Genomic DNA, 17306 nt, shown 5'->3' with positions numbered 1-17306 from the left:
CCGGGACCAAAGGACCCGGGGGAGGACTGTGCGGCCCTTGGGCGCGAGCCGCCCCGCGCCGCAGGCTCGGTACACAGGAGGGCCCACGGGCCCGGAGCCGGGAGGGGCAGGTCATGCTTCGCAACGTCACGGCGGGGATCGACGGATCCCCCGAAAGTCTGGCGGCCGCGCACTGGGCGGCCCAGGAGGCCCTGCGCCGGGGCGCCGGGCTCACCCTCGTGCACGCCTGGTTGCCGCACCCCCGCCCGGCGCCGTACGTGCCCCTGGGCACCAGCGAACGCGGATGGGCCGAGGTGGTGCTGAAGGAGGCCGTGCACAGCGTGCACGCCGCGCATCCCGGCCTGGAGATCACCCGGCGCCTGGTGCGCGGCACCCCGGTCTCCGCGCTGCTCGAGGCGGCCGGCGAGGCGGAGCTGCTGGTGCTCGGCTCGCTCGGGCTCGGCAGCGTGGCGGGCTTCGTGACCGGCTCGGTCTCCCATCGCGTGGTGGGCCGCGCCCCCTGTCCGGTGGTGCTGGTGCGGGCCGGGCAGAGCACCGCCGCCGAGCACCTGCCGGCCGTCGACGGGGTGGCCCCGGAGGAGATACCGCAGACCCCGTTCCGCGCGGTCGTCCTCGGCCTCGACATCGCCCACCCCTGCGACGAACTGCTCGAGTTCGCCTTCGACGCCGCCCGGCGGCGCGACACCGGCCTGCGCGTCGTGCACGCCTTCAGGGCGCCGCCGCCCGCCGGTCCCGGCCCGGGCCCCGGCGCCGCGCCGGGCCCGGCGGCCGGCCCCGAGGTGCTCGCGGCCGAGGAGCGTGCCGTCGCCGCGGTGCTGCGTCCCTGGTGCGAGAAGTACCCCGGAGTCCCGGTGACCGAGACCGTCGCCGAAGGACGGGCCGGAGCGGTGCTGGTGCGCGCCGCCGCCGGCGCCGGTCTGGTGGTGGTGGGGCGCCGCACCGGCGGCGGCCGCCTGGGCGCCCACACCGGGCCCGTCGCGCACGCGGTACTGCACCACGTGGCCGCCCCGGTGGCCGTGGTCCCGCACTCCTGAGCCACCCGCCCCCGAGCACCAGAAGGACCGAGATCCATGCGCATCGTCATCGCCCTCGGCGGCAACGCCCTGCTGCTGAGCGGCGACCGTCCGGACGGGGACGTCCAGCGGGCGAACGTCATCCGGGTGGCCACCGCGATCGCCCCCCTGGCCCACGAGCACGACCTCGTGGTCACCCACGGCAACGGGCCGCAGATCGGCCTGCTCGCCGAGGAGAGCACGGTCGACCCCGAGCTGTCCGCCCCGTATCCGCTGGATCTGCTCACCGCCCAGACCCAGGGCATGATCGGCTCCCTGCTGGCGCGTGCCCTGCACGACGCGCTGCCCGGACACCGGGTCGCCGCGCTCGTGACGCACACCGTGGTGCGCGGCGACGACCGGGCGTTCGCACGGCCGAGCACGCCCATCGGCCCGTCCTACCCCCGCGAACTGGCCCATGCCTTCGCCCGGTTCCGCGGCTGGCACATCGCCGAGGACGGCCACGGCGGCTGGTGCCGGGTCGTCCCCTCACCGTCCCCCGAGCGGATCCTGGAGACGGAGACCGTCCAGGAACTGGTCGGCAGCGGCACCCTGGTCGTCTGCTCGGGCGGCGGAGGCGTCTGCGTGACCGGCGACCAGGGCGTCCTGGGCGGCACCGAGGCGGTCGTCGACAAGGACCTCGCCGCCGCGCGGCTCGCCCAGGACCTCAAGGCCGACTTCCTGCTGATCCTCACCGACGTGCCGAACGTCTACGCGGACTTCGGCACGCCCGGCCAGCGGCCCGTCCTCGACGCCACGCCGGGGCAGCTGCGGGCCGGCCACTACGCCGGCGACACGATGGGGCCCAAGGCCGAGGCGGCGGCCCGCTTCGTGGCGGGGACCGGAGCCCTCGCCGCGATCGGCGCCCTCGACGCCGCCTACGAGATCGTGCACGGCAGGTCGGGCACGCTGGTCCGCCCCGACCTGGCGGTGGGCTGACCGGCGGGCGGCCCCGCGCACGGGCCGAAGGTCCCCCGCGGCAGGGGCCGTTGGGGGCGGCACACGGCGCTGTTGGGCACTCCCCGTGATCGGCGCGGACGACGAGGATCGACGGTGGGACAAGTGCTCAGGGAGAGGACCCCGTGATGACCGCGACGGTGACAGCCGGAGCCCGTACCGCCGAGGCCTGGCGGCACTTCGCCGGGACCGAGTGGCGCGCACGCATCGACGTCCGTGACTTCGTCCAGGCCAACTACACGCCGTACGAGGGCGGTCCGGAGTTCCTGGCCGGCCCCACCGAGCGGACTCTGGCCGTCTGGGGGAAGGTCGGCGCGCTGTTCCCCGAGGAGCGCCGCAAGGGCGTCCTCGACGTCGACGCCGCCACCCCGTCGACCATCACCTCGCACGCCCCCGGCTGGATCGACCGGGACCGGGAGCTGATCGTCGGCCTGCAGACCGACGCCCCGCTGAAGCGGGCGATCATGCCCAACGGCGGCCTGCGCATGGTGGAGAACAGCCTGAAGGCGTACGGGTACGAGCCCGCCCCCTTCGTCACCGAGGTGTTCGGCACGTACCGCAAGACCCACAACGACGGCGTCTTCGACGCCTACACCCCGGCGATGCGGGCCGCCCGCAAGGCGGGGATCATCACCGGCCTGCCGGACGCCTACGGCCGCGGCCGGATCATCGGCGACTACCGGCGCGTCGCGCTGTACGGCACCGACCGGCTGATCGAGGCCAAGCGCGCCGAGCGTGCCCTGCTGGACGCCCGCCCCTCCACCGAGCACGTCATCCGCGACCGCGAAGAACTCGCCGAGCAAATAAGGGCGTTGGGCGAACTCGCGCGGATGGCGGCGTCCTACGGCTGCGACGTCACCCGCCCCGCCGTCACCGCGCGCGAGGCGGTGCAGTGGCTGTACCTCGGTTACCTCGCCGCCGTGAAGGAGCAGAACGGCGCCGCGATGTCGCTGGGCCGCACCTCGACGTTCCTCGACGTCTACCTCCAGCGCGACCTGGCGGAGGGAGCCATCGACGAGAGCCGCGCCCAGGAACTGGTCGACGACTTCGTCGTCAAGCTGCGCATCGTGCGGTTCCTGCGCACGCCCGAGTACGACGCCCTGTTCTCCGGCGACCCCACCTGGGTGACGGAGTCCATCGGCGGCATCGGCGCCGACGGCCGCACTCTGGTCACCCGCACCTCCTTCCGCTTCCTGCAGACCCTGTACAACCTGGGACCGGCCCCCGAACCCAACCTGACCGTCCTGTGGTCGCCCCGGCTGCCCGCCGCATTCAAGGAGTTCTGCGCCCGGGTCTCCATCGACACCAGCGCCGTCCAGTACGAGTCGGACGACCTGACGCGCCCGCGGACCGGCGACGACACCGCGATCGCCTGCTGCGTCTCGGCCATGGCGGTCGGCCGGCAGATGCAGTTCTTCGGCGCCCGGGTCAACCTCGCCAAGGCCCTGCTCTACGCGGTCAACGGCGGCCGCGACGAGATGACGGGTGATCAGGTGGCGCCCGCCATGCCGCCGTTGACGGGGGAGTACCTGGACTACGAGGAACTCTCGGCGGCGTACGACCGCGTGCTGGACTGGCTGGCCGGGACCTACGTCGACGCGCTCAACGTCATCCACTACATGCACGACAAGTACGCCTACGAGCGCGTCGAGATGGCCCTGCACGACCACCCCGTGCACCGCTTCATGGCCTGCGGCGTCGCCGGTCTGTCGGTCGCCGCGGACAGCCTGTCCGCCGTGAAGCACGCCCGGGTCAGGGTGATCCGGGACGAGACCGGGCTCGCCGTCGACTACGCGGTCGAGGGGGAGTACCCGGCGTACGGCAACAACGACGACCGCGCCGACCGGCTCGCCGTCGACCTGGTCGAGTCGTTCATGGCGAAGGTGCGCCGGCACCCCACCTACCGGGACGCCGAGCACACCCAGTCCGTGCTGACCATCACCTCCAACGTGGTCTACGGCAGGCACACCGGCAACACCCCCGACGGCCGGCGCGCCGGAGAGCCCTTCGCGCCCGGCGCCAACCCGATGAACGGCCGCGACCGGCACGGGGTCGCCGCCTCGGCGCTGTCGGTGGCGAAGCTGCCGTACGAGCAGGCCCGGGACGGGATCTCGCTGACCACGACGATCACCCCCGAGGGGCTGGGGCACGTGCCCGCCGAGCGCGCCGGCCATCTGGTCGGCATCCTCGACGCCTACATGTCGGCGGGCGGCTTCCACATGAACGTCAACGTGCTGGACCGGGCCACCCTGGAGGACGCGATGGAGCACCCGGAGAAGTACCCCGAGCTGACCATCCGGGTCTCCGGCTACGCCGTCAACTTCGTCCGCCTGACCCGGGAGCAGCAGCTCGACGTGATCAGCCGCACCTTCCACGGCTCGCTGTGACCGCCGTGCCCGGCGCGCTCACCGGCCGGATCCACTCCTGGGACCTGTCCACCGGCGTGGACGGTCCCGGGACCCGGTTCGTGCTCTTCGTCAGCGGCTGCCCGCTGCGCTGCCTGTACTGCGCCAACCCCGACACCTGGCACATGCGGGACGGACGCCGGGCCACGGTCGACGAGGTGATGGCCGAGATCGGCAAGTACCGCGACTTCGTCACCACCGCGGGCGGAGGGGTCACCCTCACCGGCGGGGAGCCGCTGCTCCAGCCGGCCTTCACCGGGGCGGTCCTGCGCCGCTGCAAGGAACAGGGACTGCACACGGCCCTCGACACCTCCGGCCTCCTCGGGGCGCGGGCCACGGACGGGATGCTCGCCGACACCGATCTGGTGCTGCTGGACGTCAAGTCCTTCGACGCGGCCACCTACCGCAGACTCACCGGCGGCGCGCTGTCCCCGACCCTCGACTTCGCCACCCGCCTGGACCGGCTCGGCGTCCGTACCTGGATCCGCTACGTCCTGGTCCCCGGCTGGACGGACGACCCGGAGGCGGTCGACGGCCTCGCCCGCTTCGTGGTTGGCCTGGACAGCGTCGAACGGGTCGACGTGCTGCCCTTCCACAAGCTCGGCGCGGCCAAGTACGACGCCCTCGGCATCCCCTTCCCGCTGCGCGACAACCCGGTCCCGGACCCGGCGCTGACCGAACGGGTCCGGCGGCGGTTCCACGAGCGGGGCGTGGCCGCCCACTGACCGGTACGCCCCTCCGGCGGGGTGTCGCCGCTCGCCGACCGGCGCGCCCGTCCGGCGGGGCGTCCCGTACGGCGGCCGCGCTCCCGTGGCACCCTGGCGGCATGTGCGGCCGCTACGCTTCCACCCGCCGTCCCGAGGACCTGGTCCAGCACTTCGGGGTCACCGAGTGGCGCCCCGAGGAGACGCTCGCGCCGAGCTGGAACGTGGCCCCGACCGACGACGTCTGGGCCGTCCTGGAGCGCGCCCCGCGCGAGGACGGCGGCGGGCGGATCCGCCGGGAGCTGCGCCCGCTGCGCTGGGGGCTGGTGCCCTCCTGGGCGAAGGACGTGAAGACCGGCGCGCGGATGATCAACGCGCGGGTGGAGACCGTGCACGAGAAGCCCGCCTTCCGTCGCGCCTTCCGCCGGCACCGCTGCCTGCTGCCCGCCGACGGCTTCTACGAGTGGGAGCGGATCGAGGCGCCGGACACCGGCAGGGTGCGCAAGCAGCCGTACTACATCCACCCCGAGGACGGGGGGCTCATGGCGTTCGCCGGGCTGTACGCGTACTGGCGCGACCCGGCGGTCGCGCGGGACGACGACCCCGCCGCCTGGCTGGTGACCTGCACCATCATCACCACCGAGGCCACCGACGCGGCCGGCCGCGTCCATCCCCGGATGCCGCTCGCCCTCAGCCCGGACCACTACGACGCCTGGCTCGACCCGCGGCACGAGGACGTCGCCGGGCTGCGCGAGCTGCTCGGCCCGCCGGCCGGCGGGCACCTGGACGCCCGGCCGGTCTCCACGGCCGTCAACAACGTGCGCAACAACGGCCCGGAGCTCGTGGCGGAGCAGACGCCGTAGCGCCGCCCGGCCCTTCTCGGCGGACGGCGTGGCGCCGCCCGGCCCTCCGCAGCGGACGCCGTGGCGGCGCTCATCCCTCCGGAGCGGGCGCGGTAGCGGCGCTCACCCCTCCACGTCGGCCGTGAGGCGCCGCAGCAGCTCGAGCAGGTCCGCGCGCTCCCGCCCGGACAGCGCGGCGAAGCACGAGGCGAGCACCTCGTCGGCGATCCGGTGGCCCGCGGCCAGGACCTTCTCGCCCTGAGGAGTGAGGTGGTGCTCGATCCGGCGGCCGCGACCCGGACGGCGCTCCACCAGTCCCTGCGCCGTCAGCCGGCCGACCAGGGTCCCGAACGCCTGCTCGCTCTGGAAGGTCGCCCCGGCCAGCTCGCGGGCGGAGGCTCCCGGAGTGCGGCCGATCGCCCGCAGCGCGTCCCACTGGGCGAGCGTCGTCCCGGCGGACGACAGGGCGCCGTCGAGCGCCCGATGCTGCCGGTACTGGGCCAGCTTGACGGCTCTTCCGAGTGCTTGCAGGTCACCATGCATGTGCCGAGTCTACGCCATGACCAAGCTAGCTTATATAAGCATGTTTAGTTAAGGTGGCGTCATGCCCACAGACCACACGGCGGACGTGTACGCCGACCTGCCCCTCACCCTGTCCGAAGCCGGCGCGGGACGGCCCGTGCTCGTCCTGCACGGCGGCGGGGGCCGCGCCACCGTCGCCGGCCTCGCCGCCCACCTCTCCCGGACCGCCCACGCCCTCACCCCCGTACATCCCGGCTGGGACGGCACCCCCCGCCCCGACTGGCTCACCGGCGCCGACGACCTCGCCCTCGCCTATCTGCACCTGCTGCACGACCGCGGCCTGGCCGACGTCCTGGTGGTCGGCTCCTCGTTCGGCGGCTGGATCGCCGCCGAGATGGCGGTGCGCGACACGGTGGGCCTCGTCACCGGTCTGGTCCTCATCGACGCCGTCGGCGTGCACGTCCCGTCCGAACCGATCACCGACGTCTTCGCCCTCGACGCCCGCGCCCTCGCCGAGCACTCCTGGCACGACCCCGACCGGTACCACGTCGACCCCGCCGGCATCCCGGCCGGTGAGCTCGCCGTCCGACGGGCCAACATGGCCACCCTGCGCACCCTCGCCGGCGACCCCTACATGCACGACCCCAAGCTGCTGCGCCGGCTCGGCCGGGTCGACCGGCCCGCCCTGCTGCTGTGGGGGGAGAGCGACCGCGTCGTGACCCCCGCGTACGGAGCGGCGTACGCCCGCGCCTTCGGAGACGGCCGGCTGGAGGTCGTCCCCGGGGCCGGGCACCTGCCGCAGATCGAGCGGCCCGACGCCACCCTCGCCCTGGTCGACGCCCACCTGCGGCACACGGGCACCGGGGCCGCCCGCTGACCACCCGGCGCTCGCCCACCCGGACGCGCCGCGCCGTGCCGCCCGGCCGGCTTGTGCTTACCGTGCTCTAGAAGTGACGTGACGTGAGGTGGGCGCCGGTCGGCGACGGGAGGCGTGGTGACGGATGCGGGCGGCCCGGCGGCCGGGCGGGGCCGGGCGCGCCGGCCCGGCGGAGAGGTGCTGGGCAGCCGGCCCGCGCACGCCGTGCGGATCGGACCGCGCCACCGCCCCGGCCCGGCCCCCTCGGCGGCCGAGTTCACGGTGCCCTGGCTGCGGATCGCCGCCGCCTACGCCTGGCGCCTCGTTCTCGTCGGTGTCGTCGTCTACGGCGTCTTCACCGTCCTCGGCCGCTTCCAGCTCGTGGCCGTGGCCCTGTTCCTCGCCCTCGTCATCACCTCGGTCCTGCGCCCCCTGGCCGACCTGCTGAACCGCCGGCTGCCGAGATCGCTGAGCGTCGCCGTGGCCCTCGTGGGCAGCATGCTGGTCCTGTTCGCCGTGCTCGCCCTGGTCGGCAACGCGGTGGCGGGCGAATCGGCCAGGCTGACCGGAGAGTTCCGCGGCGGCGTGCGCCAGATCGAACAGTGGCTCCAGCGCCCGCCGTTCCGCCTCGGACCCGGCACGCTCTCCGAGCTCCAGCGCCAGCTCCTGTCCTACCTCTCCACCCACCGGGGCAGACTGCTCAGCAGCGCCGTCAGCGGATTCGGCCGGGTCGTCGAGGTGATCACCGGCGGCGCGCTCGCCCTCTTCGCCTCCGTCTTCTTCATCCACTCCGGCGAGGGCCTGTGGGCCTGGGGGCGCGACCAGCTGCTGCCCGCCCCCGCCCGCGCGGCCTGGGACCGGGCCGGGCGCGCGGCCTGGGGGACGTTCGCCGGGTACACGCGCGGCATCATCATCGTGGCCGCCACCAACGCCGTACTCGTCGGCGTCGCGCTGTTCCTGCTACGGGTGCCGCTCGCGCTGCCGCTGACGCTGCTGGAGTTCTTCGCCACGTTCATCCCGCTGGTCGGCTCCCCGGTGGCGCTCGCGGTGGCCACGGTGGTCGCCCTCGCCGGGCGCGGCCCGCTCACGGCCGCGGCCGTGCTCGTGCTCATCGTGGTCATCGGCCAGCTGGAAGGGCACGTGCTGCATCCGCTGGTGATGAGCTGGGCGGTCCGGCTCCATCCGCTCGTCGTCGCCGTCGCCGTCATCGCGGGCACCATCGTCGCGGGCGTCATCGGCGCCGTCGTCGCCGTTCCCTTCGTCTCGGTCGTCTGGGCCGTGCTGCGCGCCCTGCGCTCCGTGCCGCCGTGAGCCATCGCCGGCCTGCCGGGCGGGGCGCGGGGGCCGGCTCAGGACGGGGTGGGGGACTGGTCCGCGAGGGCCCGGCCGCGGTAGGCGCCCGGGTAGCGCTGGGTGAACTTGATCGCCCAGATCAGCAGGACGACGGGGAGGACCCAGTTGAGCCAGTCGGCCGCGGACGGGACCCGCAGGGCCAGCCAGCTCAGGAGGGCCATGGCGGCGAACACCGCTCCCCAGGTCGCGGTGAGGACGATGTTGACGTGCCGGAAGATGGGGGAGTGCCACAGGTGAGGCGGTGTGCTCTGCCGGGCGTACTGCGCCGTGAACGGGTCGAAGAACAGCGAGGCGAGGGCGACCAGGGCCACCACACCGTTGGAGATGACCTGCGCGTACTCCTCCACTCCGTAGAGCTGTTGCCGGTCCAGGGCGAGCGCGAGCACCGCCAGCACGGCGAAGAAGGCGATGCCCGTCATGTCGAGGAGGTGGAAGCGGCCACTGGCGAAATCCCGGCCGGACAGCCCGATCGCGGCGACCAGCGCGGCCAGGGCCGCGTACTCCCAGGTGCTGGGACCGGCGACGACGCCGAAGATGATCCAGGGGGCGAACGAGTAGAAGACGCTGCTCGTGCCGACGGTCCGCTGTGACGCCGCCTCAGTCGCGGCCTGATGTTCCATGAGCTCTCTCCGGGCCCGGGGCGGCTCCGGGCGGTGGCGCAAGGTGCGCGGGTGGCGCAGGCTGTACGGCTGGCAGATCTTGACACCTTGTCACCATGTGCCGCGGTACGCGGTGGGCCCTGACGTGCCGCGGTGTGCGGCTCCGGTGAAGGAACCGCACACCGTGACTTCAGTGGGTGGTGGGGTCAGCGACCTCCGTGGCCTCCGTGGCCTCCGTGGCCTCCGTAGCCCCCGCCTCCGTGGTTGTACCCGCCGTGGTCGTACCCGTGGTTGTAGTACCCGTGGTTGTAGTACCCGTGGTACCCGTAGTCGTGGTCGTACCAGTACCAGTAGTTGTTGTGGTGGTGGCGGTAGTAGTAGCAGTCGTCGTCGTCCCACCACCAGTTGTTCCAGTAGCCGCAGTAGCGGTTGTAGTGGTGGGAGCTGTAGGTGCTGAGGGTGCTGTGACTCTGGGGGGCGGCCGAAGCCGTTCCCGCCGTGCCGATCGCGGCGCCACCGGCCATCAGAACGCCGGCCGCCGAGACCGCGAAGAGACGCTTCACGCGCTGTGCTCGCATGGGAATACCTTTCTGTCCATCGTCTCGCGCGTTGTACAGGGCGCGAGATGGATGGCCGCCGCCGCCCTTGGGGAGAGCGGCGCGGTCGTAGGCGTCGCCGCATGTCTGTTGTCTAGAGCACGTCTCGGCTTCCGACGCCGCCGTGCCGGCCACGGACAGATCCGTGGACGGACGCTGCGACCACGGCCCCCGTTGGAGGACCTGCCGGACGGGGCGTGCCCCCGTTGCGGCTCTCACTTATCGACGCTAGCCGCCCGTCGGCGAGTCGGCATCTCGAGCGGGCGATCCGGACAACACCCGCGCCCCCGGCCGGAATCGTCCGGCCGGAATCGCCCCCCTGCGGTCAATTTCCGGGCGGGGACGGGGCAGTTCGACGCTCGGGCATGTTTCGTGACTCAGCGTGGCGGGCCCGACTCGCAGCGTGTCCGCGGTGTCCTCGGCGGCATCGCACGGGGTACGAATTCCGGCCGTGGGACCGGCCCGGCGCCCCGTGCGCCACCCGGACGGAGCAGAAGGCAGGATCCCGGCCCCGTCCCTCCCGCCGACCGCACGCCACCGGCGGCTCGGACGCCGCCGCCTGAGGGGGCGCTAGCCGAGGTACCGCTCCATCCAGTCGGCGGCGGTCCTGCGGAACAGACGGCGGTTGTCCGCGCGCCGGAAGTCGTGGCCCTCCTCGCGCAGGACCAGGATCTCCGCCTCCAGCCCGCGCTCCCGGGCCGCCCGGACGAACTGTTCGGACTCGCCCGGCGGCACGTTGGTGTCGTGCTCGCCGTGCACGGCGAGCACCGGGACGCGCAGCGCGTCCACGCGGCTCATCGGCGACAGGGCGCGCAGCAGGTCGCGGTCGCGGTCCGGGTGCCCGTACTTGTGGGCGGCCGACTCGGCGATCCACGGCTCGGTGCCCGCGAAGAAGGTCGCGAAGTCCGACATCCCGCAGACCGCCACACCGGTGCGGAACAGGTCCGGATGCCACACCAGCGACGCCATCGTGAGGTAGCCGCCGTAGGAGCGCCCCATCACGGCCAGCCGGCGCGGATCGGCGAGGCCCGCCAGGACCACGTGGGCCGCGCAGTCGGCCACGTCGTCGAGGGCGGCGAACCGCCCCGTGCCCAGGTCCGCGTCGACGAAGGAGCGGCCGTGCCCCGAGGAGCCGCGCACGTCGGGGGCGAAGACGTCCAGCCCCCGGCCCAGCAACTCGTGGTAGAGCGGGTGGAACTCCGGGCGCTCCTGCTCCTCGGGGCCGCCGTGCAGATGCACCACGCACGGCGCCGGCTCGCCGGGCGAGCGGCCGGGCGCACGGTAGTACCAGCCGCCGAGTGTCAGCCCGTCCCGGGCGAGCGGATGCACCGGCACCGGTCGCACCGGAGGCCGATGGCCGGGAACCGTGTCCCGGTCGGCGGCCGACCAGGGGGTGCGCAGCGCGGCGCCCTGGGGCAGCCACCACACGCCGGGGCGGCGCTGCGAACCGGACAGGGCCACGACCGGGGCGTCCGGGTCGGCCAGGGCGGCCACCCGGGTGACCACCTCGTGCGGCAGCCTCACGGCGCGCGACGGGCCCACCACCGCGCCGGGCACCGCGCTCCCGACGGGACGCGGCGGTGAGGGAGCCGCCTCCACCGCCGTGTCCCCGGAGACCCCGGTACGCCCGTCCCGAGCGCCCGGGGAGCGCAGCGCGGCGACCTCCAGTTCGCTGACGCCCCGTATGTTCCAGCACAGCACGGCGCCCCGGCCGTTGCGGTCCAGCTCCAGCAACTCCAGATCGCAGTGGTCGCGTTGCGCCACCACGGCCAGGTCCACCCGCCGGCCCCGCGCGTCGAGCCGGACCGCGTAGAGGGCCGCGTACTCCCGGCGGTGGTCGCTGCGCAGCCAGAGGGTACGGCCGTCCGGCGAGAAGCCGCCGATCCAGGGATCGCCGTCGGCGACCCGCTGCGTGCAGGTCACCCGCAGGTCGCGGACCCGGACGACGAGGGCCTCGCGGTTGCCTCGCGGGCCCCGGCGCACCAGCGCGAGCCGGCCGTCCCGGCTCAGGTCGCACACGCGCAGGGTGGCGGCCCCGCGTTCGCTGGCCAGCAGCACGGGGGCGGACAGGCTCTCCGGGTCGACCAGGTAGGCCGACAGCGTCTTGGGCGGCGCCGCCTCGGGGGAGACGATCCGCTCGCCCCCCGGGGAGACGAGCCCGTCGACGGCCGGGCCGCGCGGCGTGGCGAGGGCCCCGACGAGGAAGCCCGGGGTGGGCGCCTCGTTGTGCGCGGGGGCCTGTGGACCGACCCGGTGGGAGGAGGCCGCGGTGTCCGCGGCGAGACGGGCGGTACGAGGGTGGGCGTTCCCGGGATGCGCGATGCCGGGGTGCGTGGAGTGAGGGGTGGCGCCGGAGTGGGCGATGCCCGGGTGACCGGCGCCGGGATGCGCGATGCCGGGGTGCGGGGCGCCCGGACCGGCGGCGCCGTGGTGGAGCGCGCCGGAGGTCTCCCGCTCGCCCGCCGGCTCGCCGGGGACGTGGGACTCGGCGACGGTCACGGCGACGGCCGAGCCGTCGTGCTGCCAGCAGCCCAGGTGCGCCGAGCTTCCCGGCTCACCGCCGCCCAGGAGGCGTCGGCCGGTGCCGTCGGGGCGTACGCACAGCACCCGGGTGAGCTCCCCGCCGCCCGGGGCCGTCGTGTAGGCGATCCACCGGCCGTCCGGGGACCAGGAGACCTCGGTCACCGGGTCCGGGGTGGTGTCCAGCAGATGCACCTCGTCGCCGTCGACCGGCCCGGACCACAGTTGCGGCACACCGGCCCGGTCGCAGATGAACGCGACGTGTCGGCCCCCGGGATCCACCGAGGGATACCAGCAGCCGTGCGCCGTGAGGACCGTGGGCACCTCGTGCGGCGCCGCCGTGTCCGGCAGCGGTACGGCCACCGGCGCGGCCCGCGCGACCCCCGCGGCCTGACCACCGGACAGCTCCGTGGCCCACAGGTCCCGTGTCGGCCCCAGCGTGTCGGCGTCCGGGCCCCTCCGCGCCGCTCCCGGCGTGTCCGCGCTGCGTGCGGCGCCGGCCGGCGGGCCGGTGCGGGCGTGCGTCCTTCCCGGCGTGTCCTCGACGGCGGCGACCGGCGCCGACCCGGGCGGGTCCGTGCCCTCCGCGTCCCGCACCGCGCCCGGCGCGCCGGCCTTCGCGTCGCGGTCCGGGCCGTGGTCGTGGGTGCTGCTGTTGCCGTTGCCGTTGCCGTTGCCGTTGCCGTTGCCGTCGGTGGCGGCGCGGGCGCCCGCCTCCGTCGCGCCGCCCTGCTCGGTGATCCGGGGATCGATCGGGGGGCCTCCCGTGTCGGTCGGTTCCGGGCCGGGCGGGGACGGGTGCGGCGTCGGCGCGCCGGTCAGCGGATTCCGTGCGTCTGAAGCCATATCTCCAGCAAAGCTACCTGCCACAGGGTGTTCGCCCCGCGCTTGGTGCGGTGTGCGTTGGGGGCGGCGAGGAGGTCGGCGACGTAGTCCTGGCGGAAGACGCCCCGTGCCGTGGCCTCGGGGGCGGTCAGGGCCTCCCGGACCCGGTGCAGCACCGGCCCGGCCATGTGCTTGATCGCCGGGACCGGGAAGTAGCCCTTGGGCCGGTCGACGACCTCCCGCGGCAGGACCTTGCGGCCGGCGGCCTTCAGCACGCCCTTGCCGCCGTCGGCGAGCTTGAGCCCGGGCGGACAGGCTGCGGCCAGCTCGACGAGCTCGTGGTCGAGGAACGGCACCCGGGCCTCCAGGCCCCAGTCCATCGTCATGTTGTCGACCCGCTTGACCGGGTCGTCGACCATCATCACATGCGTGTCCAGCCGCAGATCCGCGTCCAGGGCGGTCTCCGCGCCGGGCGCCGCCATGTGCGCGCGGACGAAGTCGCCGGAGACGTCCCGGCCGGGCAGCACGGCGGGTTCGAGGATGTGGGCGAGGTCGGCGTGCGGCCGGTCGAAGTAGGTGTCGGCGTACGCCTCGGCCGCCCGCTGCCGCGACACCCCCGCCATGGCCGGGTACCAGTGGTAGCCCGCGAAGACCTCGTCGGCGCCCTGACCGCTCTGCACGACCTTGACCTCCTTGGCCACCTGCTCGGACAGCAGGTGGAAGGCGACCACGTCGTGGCTGATCATGGGTTCGCTCATCGCCAGGACCGCCCCGTCCAGGGCCCGGGACACCCGGTCGGAGGGGACCATCAGCTGGTGGTGGTCGGTGCCGAAGTGCCGCGCCACCAGGTCCGAGTAGTGGAACTCGTCCCCCTCCTCGCCTCCCTCCGACTCGAAGCCCACGCTGAAGGTGGCCAGGTCGGTCTGCCCCTCGTCGGCCAGCAGCGCCACGATCAGGCTGGAGTCCAGGCCGCCCGAGAGCAGCACCCCCACCGGCACGTCGGCGACCATCCGGCGGCGGACCGCGGTGCGCAGGGCGTCCAGCACCGCGTCCGTCCAGTCCTCCGCGCCGAGGCCGGCGTACTCCGCGCGCCGGGTGTACTCCGGCTGCCAGTAGCAGTGGTCGGCGTGGGAGCCGTCCGGGTCGATGACGCGGACGGTGGCCGGCGGCAGTTTGCGCACGCCGTTGAGGATGGTGTGCGGGGCCGCCACGGTGGCGTGCCAGCTGAGGTACTGGTGCAGCGCGACCGGGTCGAGCGAGGTGTCCACGCCGCCGCCGGCCAGCAGCGCGGGCAGCGACGAGGCGAACCGCAGCCGTCCCGGCGTCTCGGCCAGGTAGAGCGGCTTGATGCCGAGCCGGTCCCGGGCCAGGACCACCCGCCCGCTGTCCTGCTCGACGATCGCGATGGCGAACATGCCGTAGAAGCGCTCGACGAAGGACGTGCCCCACTCCTGGTACGCCTTGAGCACGACCTCGGTGTCCGAGCCGGAGAAGAACCGGTGTCCGAGGGCGGTCAGTTCGTCGCGCAGCTCGCGGTAGTTGTAGACGCAGCCGTTGAAGACGCCGGCGATCCGCGCCCGCGGGTCGGCCATCGGCTGCGCGCCGCTGTCCGAGAGATCGATGATCTTCAGCCGGCGGTGGCCGAGGGCGACAGGGCCCTGTGACCACAGCCCGCGCCCGTCGGGCCCGCGCGGAGCGAGCCGGTCGGTCATCCGCTCGACCGCTGCCAGGTCGGGCGTGTCGCCGTCGAAGCGGACCTCGCCGCTGAGCCCGCACATCAGGCGGACCTCCTTTCCGAGAACTCCTCGTACGCCGTCGGCGGCACCGTTCCGCCCCGGGCCGCGCGTCTGCGACCGGGGACGGTGGCCCGTGCGTCGGCCGAGGGCGCGGGCCCGGAGGCCTCGGAGGCGGATTCGGCGGATGCGGTGGACGAGGCGGGAGTGGCGGAGGCTGCGGGAGCGGTGAGGTAGGACATGGTGTCGACGACTCTCCTTGGATCTGCGTCGGGTGCCCGGGGCACCCCGGGCGAGGCGGCGAGGGCTCAGGCGCCCGTGCCCCAGCCGACCGGGCGTGTCCGTGCCTGTCCTTGTGGCTTGGCCTGGGCCTGTGCCCGGATGCGCGCCGGTACGGGCCCCGGCCTGCGGACCGGCGCGCCCGCTCGGGGCGCGGGCGCGCCGCGCGTCTCGGCGACCATCAGGTCCACGCTGGCGAGCAGGTCGTCGGCCTCTGCGGCGCGCCGCAGCCGGTGCGCCGCGCTCCCCTCGGCCAGGGCCCGGTCCAGCAGCTCGTGCACGGTCTCCCAGTCGCCGGACGCCTCCAGCGCGGGCCGCAGCCGGGCCAGCATCCCGAGCAGGGCGACCCGGGCCGGTACGGCGCGGCGCGTGGCCGGGTCCACCAGGGGCCCCTCCAGGCCGGAGCGCGCGGCGCGCCAGGAGGCGGCGCGCAGCCAGTCGTGGCGCCCGTCGCACCCGGGGCCGTCCGTGCGGGCCAGCCGCTCGCAGGCGTCGCGCACCAGGGCGCGGAACAGCCCGGCGACCAGCACGACCGTCTCCACCCGGGGGCAGGCGTCGCAGATCCGCAGCTCCAGCGTGTGCTGGTGCGCCGAGGGACGGACGTCGTGGTAGACCATCCCGGCGTCGCTGATCACGCCCGAGCGGATCAGTTCCTCCAGCGCCGCGTCGTAGCTGCCCGCGTCGGCGTGGCAGCCTGCCGGGCCCGCGGTGGGCCAGCGCTGCCACAGCATGGTCCGCCAGCTCGCGTACCCCGTGTCCGAGCCGAGCCAGAACGGCGAACTGGCCGACAGCGCCAGGAGCGGCGGCAGCCACGGCGAGACCAGGCACATGGCCCGTACGGCGGTGTCGCGGTCGGGCACGTCGACGTGCACCTGCGCGCTGCAGATGAGCTGTTCGTCGGCGACCCGGCGGTACTCGTCGACCATGTGCCGGTAGCGCGGATCGGCGGTGATCTCCCGGGAGGTCACCCGGGCCAGCGGGACGGTGCCCGCCGCGACCACCGCGAGGCCCAGCGAGGAGGCCGCCGCGTCGAGCCGCCGCCGTGCCCCGGCCAGGTCCGCGTACAGGTCGTCCAGCGTGCCGTGGACCCCGCTGTTGCTCTCCACGACCGACTGCTGCAACTCGGTGGTGAATTCCGGACTGTTCAGGCGGTCGAGTACGGCCGGTGCCCGTGGGACCAGTCGGCCGCTCTCCACATCCAGTACGTGGAACTCTTCCTCTGCCCCGATGCGCAACGTCACGATCTCCCCTAGCCCTTTTGATCTGTCCGGGCGCCGCGCGCGAAGCGGCCCGGCCGCGTGAGCGGACCGGTGATGCCACGTGCGCGGCGTCCGGAGTGTCCGAGTGCCCTTCTGCCGCGATCACAAGCCTCGGGCTCACATCTGACGACTCACTGGCATCAGATGAGCGACGCCGCGTGGGCGGCGCCGCCGGGCCCGGGGCCGGCCCGCGCGGCACCCTCAGGACTCGCGCCAGGCGAGTTTGACGAGCAGGTTCCTGGCGTCCCCGGCCACCTCGGGATCGGCCACGACGTCGTAGCGGGAGGCCACGATCTGGCTGCGGGAGGTGAAGTCGCGCCGGCCTCCGGTGAACGCGTGGCCGATGAAGCCGAAGACCGCGCCGAAGACGGCGCCGTAGGCGAGGCCGCTGAGCAGCAGCACGACGGCGTTGTGGGTGCCCGCCGCGAACAGGGAGAGCAGCAGGCCGATCAGCAGCCCGAACCAGGCTCCGGACCCCGCTCCGGCCAGGGCGGCGCGGCCGCGGGTGAGGCGGCCGAGCACGGTCTCGACCATCCGCAGGTCGGAGCCGATGATCGCGGTGTGCTCCACGGGGAAGCCGTTGTCCGACAGGAAGTCCACCGCCCCCTGGGCCCCTTCGTAGGTCGGGTAGGAGCCGACGACCGGGCGCCCGGAGGACGGGGCCGGCCGCCCGGCCGCGGAGGGCCCGTTGGCTGGGAGGGGCTGGTCACCACCGGCCGGGGGTGGCTGCCCGCTTCCCGGGGGCGGCTGCCCGCCCACCGGGGACGGCCGGTCGCTGGGCGGGGACGGTTGCTCGCTCATCGG

General features: G+C 74.3%; 14 protein-coding genes. 7 read left to right on the top strand and 7 right to left on the bottom strand.

The genetic code is table 11. The annotated features are described in order from the left end of the window. Positions 1 to 113: 113 nt before the first annotated feature. The 5 genes from ACIPM1_RS16110 (at position 114) to ACIPM1_RS16090 (ending at position 5981) form a co-directional block, all read left to right on the top strand. Positions 114 to 1034 (top strand): universal stress protein, encoded by a 921-nt coding sequence (locus tag ACIPM1_RS16110; protein WP_356189874.1) that lies wholly within the window; start codon positions 114 to 116, stop codon positions 1032 to 1034. Positions 1035 to 1070: 36 nt separating this feature from the next. Then, positions 1071 to 1991: a carbamate kinase gene (locus ACIPM1_RS16105; protein WP_402434452.1), complete on the top strand. Its 921-nt coding sequence runs from the start codon at positions 1071 to 1073 to the stop codon at positions 1989 to 1991. A gap of 146 nt (positions 1992 to 2137) precedes the next feature. Next, entirely contained in the window at positions 2138 to 4396 is a 2259-nt protein-coding gene (gene pflB / locus ACIPM1_RS16100; protein WP_402434450.1) for a formate C-acetyltransferase, read from the top strand. Further along, positions 4393 to 5139 carry a pyruvate formate-lyase-activating protein gene (pflA, locus tag ACIPM1_RS16095; protein WP_402434447.1) on the top strand — a complete coding sequence of 249 codons (747 nt, stop codon included), beginning with the start codon at positions 4393 to 4395 and terminating at the stop codon, positions 5137 to 5139. Before pflB ends, pflA begins: the two co-directional genes overlap by 4 nt. Before the next feature lie 101 nt (positions 5140 to 5240). Next, entirely contained in the window at positions 5241 to 5981 is a 741-nt protein-coding gene (locus ACIPM1_RS16090; RefSeq protein WP_402434444.1) for an SOS response-associated peptidase, read from the top strand. Between the two features lie 102 nt (positions 5982 to 6083). Here ACIPM1_RS16090 and ACIPM1_RS16085 read toward each other — a convergent pair whose 3' ends face one another. After that, positions 6084 to 6503 (bottom strand): MarR family winged helix-turn-helix transcriptional regulator, encoded by a 420-nt coding sequence (locus tag ACIPM1_RS16085; RefSeq protein ID WP_402434441.1) that lies wholly within the window; start codon positions 6501 to 6503, stop codon positions 6084 to 6086. Between the two features lie 61 nt (positions 6504 to 6564). Here ACIPM1_RS16085 and ACIPM1_RS16080 point away from each other — a divergent pair, with 61 nt between their 5' ends. Further along, positions 6565 to 7359: an alpha/beta fold hydrolase gene (locus ACIPM1_RS16080; RefSeq protein ID WP_402434438.1), complete on the top strand. Its 795-nt coding sequence runs from the start codon at positions 6565 to 6567 to the stop codon at positions 7357 to 7359. Positions 7360 to 7476: 117 nt separating this feature from the next. Then, positions 7477 to 8649 (top strand): AI-2E family transporter, encoded by a 1173-nt coding sequence (locus ACIPM1_RS16075; RefSeq protein WP_402434849.1) that lies wholly within the window; start codon positions 7477 to 7479, stop codon positions 8647 to 8649. Between the two features lie 38 nt (positions 8650 to 8687). On the opposite strand, the gene ACIPM1_RS16070 is transcribed toward ACIPM1_RS16075, so the two are convergent. The 6 genes from ACIPM1_RS16070 to ACIPM1_RS16045 all read right to left on the bottom strand — a co-directional run bounded on the left by ACIPM1_RS16070 (position 8688) and on the right by ACIPM1_RS16045 (position 17303). Next, on the bottom strand, positions 8688 to 9311 hold the full coding sequence (locus ACIPM1_RS16070; protein WP_402434435.1) for a hypothetical protein: 624 nt from the start codon (positions 9309 to 9311) through the stop codon (positions 8688 to 8690). 185 nt (positions 9312 to 9496) lie between these two features. Continuing rightward, complete coding sequence (locus tag ACIPM1_RS16065) at positions 9497 to 9868, bottom strand: hypothetical protein (RefSeq protein ID WP_402434432.1); 372 nt, start codon at positions 9866 to 9868, stop codon at positions 9497 to 9499. A 588-nt stretch (positions 9869 to 10456) separates the two neighbouring features. Beyond that, positions 10457 to 13252: a prolyl oligopeptidase family serine peptidase gene (locus ACIPM1_RS16060; protein WP_402434429.1), complete on the bottom strand. Its 2796-nt coding sequence runs from the start codon at positions 13250 to 13252 to the stop codon at positions 10457 to 10459. Continuing rightward, entirely contained in the window at positions 13225 to 15009 is a 1785-nt protein-coding gene (locus tag ACIPM1_RS16055; protein WP_402434426.1) for an N-acetylglutaminylglutamine amidotransferase, read from the bottom strand. Before ACIPM1_RS16055 ends, ACIPM1_RS16060 begins: the two co-directional genes overlap by 28 nt. 263 nt (positions 15010 to 15272) lie before the next feature. Continuing rightward, positions 15273 to 16484: a YbdK family carboxylate-amine ligase gene (locus tag ACIPM1_RS16050; protein ID WP_402434423.1), complete on the bottom strand. Its 1212-nt coding sequence runs from the start codon at positions 16482 to 16484 to the stop codon at positions 15273 to 15275. Between the two features lie 219 nt (positions 16485 to 16703). Continuing rightward, a complete protein-coding gene (locus ACIPM1_RS16045) occupies positions 16704 to 17303 on the bottom strand; it encodes a general stress protein (protein WP_402434420.1) in 600 nt (199 codons plus the stop codon). Positions 17304 to 17306 lie beyond the last annotated feature (3 nt).

Source organism: Streptomyces sp. NPDC086766 (assembly GCF_044746005.1).
Taxonomy (GTDB): domain Bacteria; phylum Actinomycetota; class Actinomycetes; order Streptomycetales; family Streptomycetaceae; genus Streptomyces.
The sequence above is the reverse complement of the archived record's forward strand: the minus strand, read 5'-3'. Positions and strand labels throughout refer to the sequence as shown.

Coding starts and splice junctions, on each gene's coding strand:
- ACIPM1_RS16110 (WP_356189874.1), top strand. CDS start 114: ATGCTTCGCAACGTCACGGCGGGGATCGACGGATCCCCCGAAAGTCTG.
- ACIPM1_RS16055 (WP_402434426.1), bottom strand. CDS start 15,009: ATGTGCGGGCTCAGCGGCGAGGTCCGCTTCGACGGCGACACGCCCGAC.
- ACIPM1_RS16105 (WP_402434452.1), top strand. CDS start 1,071: ATGCGCATCGTCATCGCCCTCGGCGGCAACGCCCTGCTGCTGAGCGGC.
- ACIPM1_RS16080 (WP_402434438.1), top strand. CDS start 6,565: ATGCCCACAGACCACACGGCGGACGTGTACGCCGACCTGCCCCTCACC.
- ACIPM1_RS16060 (WP_402434429.1), bottom strand. CDS start 13,252: ATGGCTTCAGACGCACGGAATCCGCTGACCGGCGCGCCGACGCCGCAC.
- ACIPM1_RS16090 (WP_402434444.1), top strand. CDS start 5,241: ATGTGCGGCCGCTACGCTTCCACCCGCCGTCCCGAGGACCTGGTCCAG.
- pflB (WP_402434450.1), top strand. CDS start 2,138: ATGACCGCGACGGTGACAGCCGGAGCCCGTACCGCCGAGGCCTGGCGG.
- ACIPM1_RS16070 (WP_402434435.1), bottom strand. CDS start 9,311: ATGGAACATCAGGCCGCGACTGAGGCGGCGTCACAGCGGACCGTCGGC.
- ACIPM1_RS16085 (WP_402434441.1), bottom strand. CDS start 6,503: ATGCATGGTGACCTGCAAGCACTCGGAAGAGCCGTCAAGCTGGCCCAG.
- ACIPM1_RS16065 (WP_402434432.1), bottom strand. CDS start 9,868: ATGCGAGCACAGCGCGTGAAGCGTCTCTTCGCGGTCTCGGCGGCCGGC.
- ACIPM1_RS16045 (WP_402434420.1), bottom strand. CDS start 17,303: ATGAGCGAGCAACCGTCCCCGCCCAGCGACCGGCCGTCCCCGGTGGGC.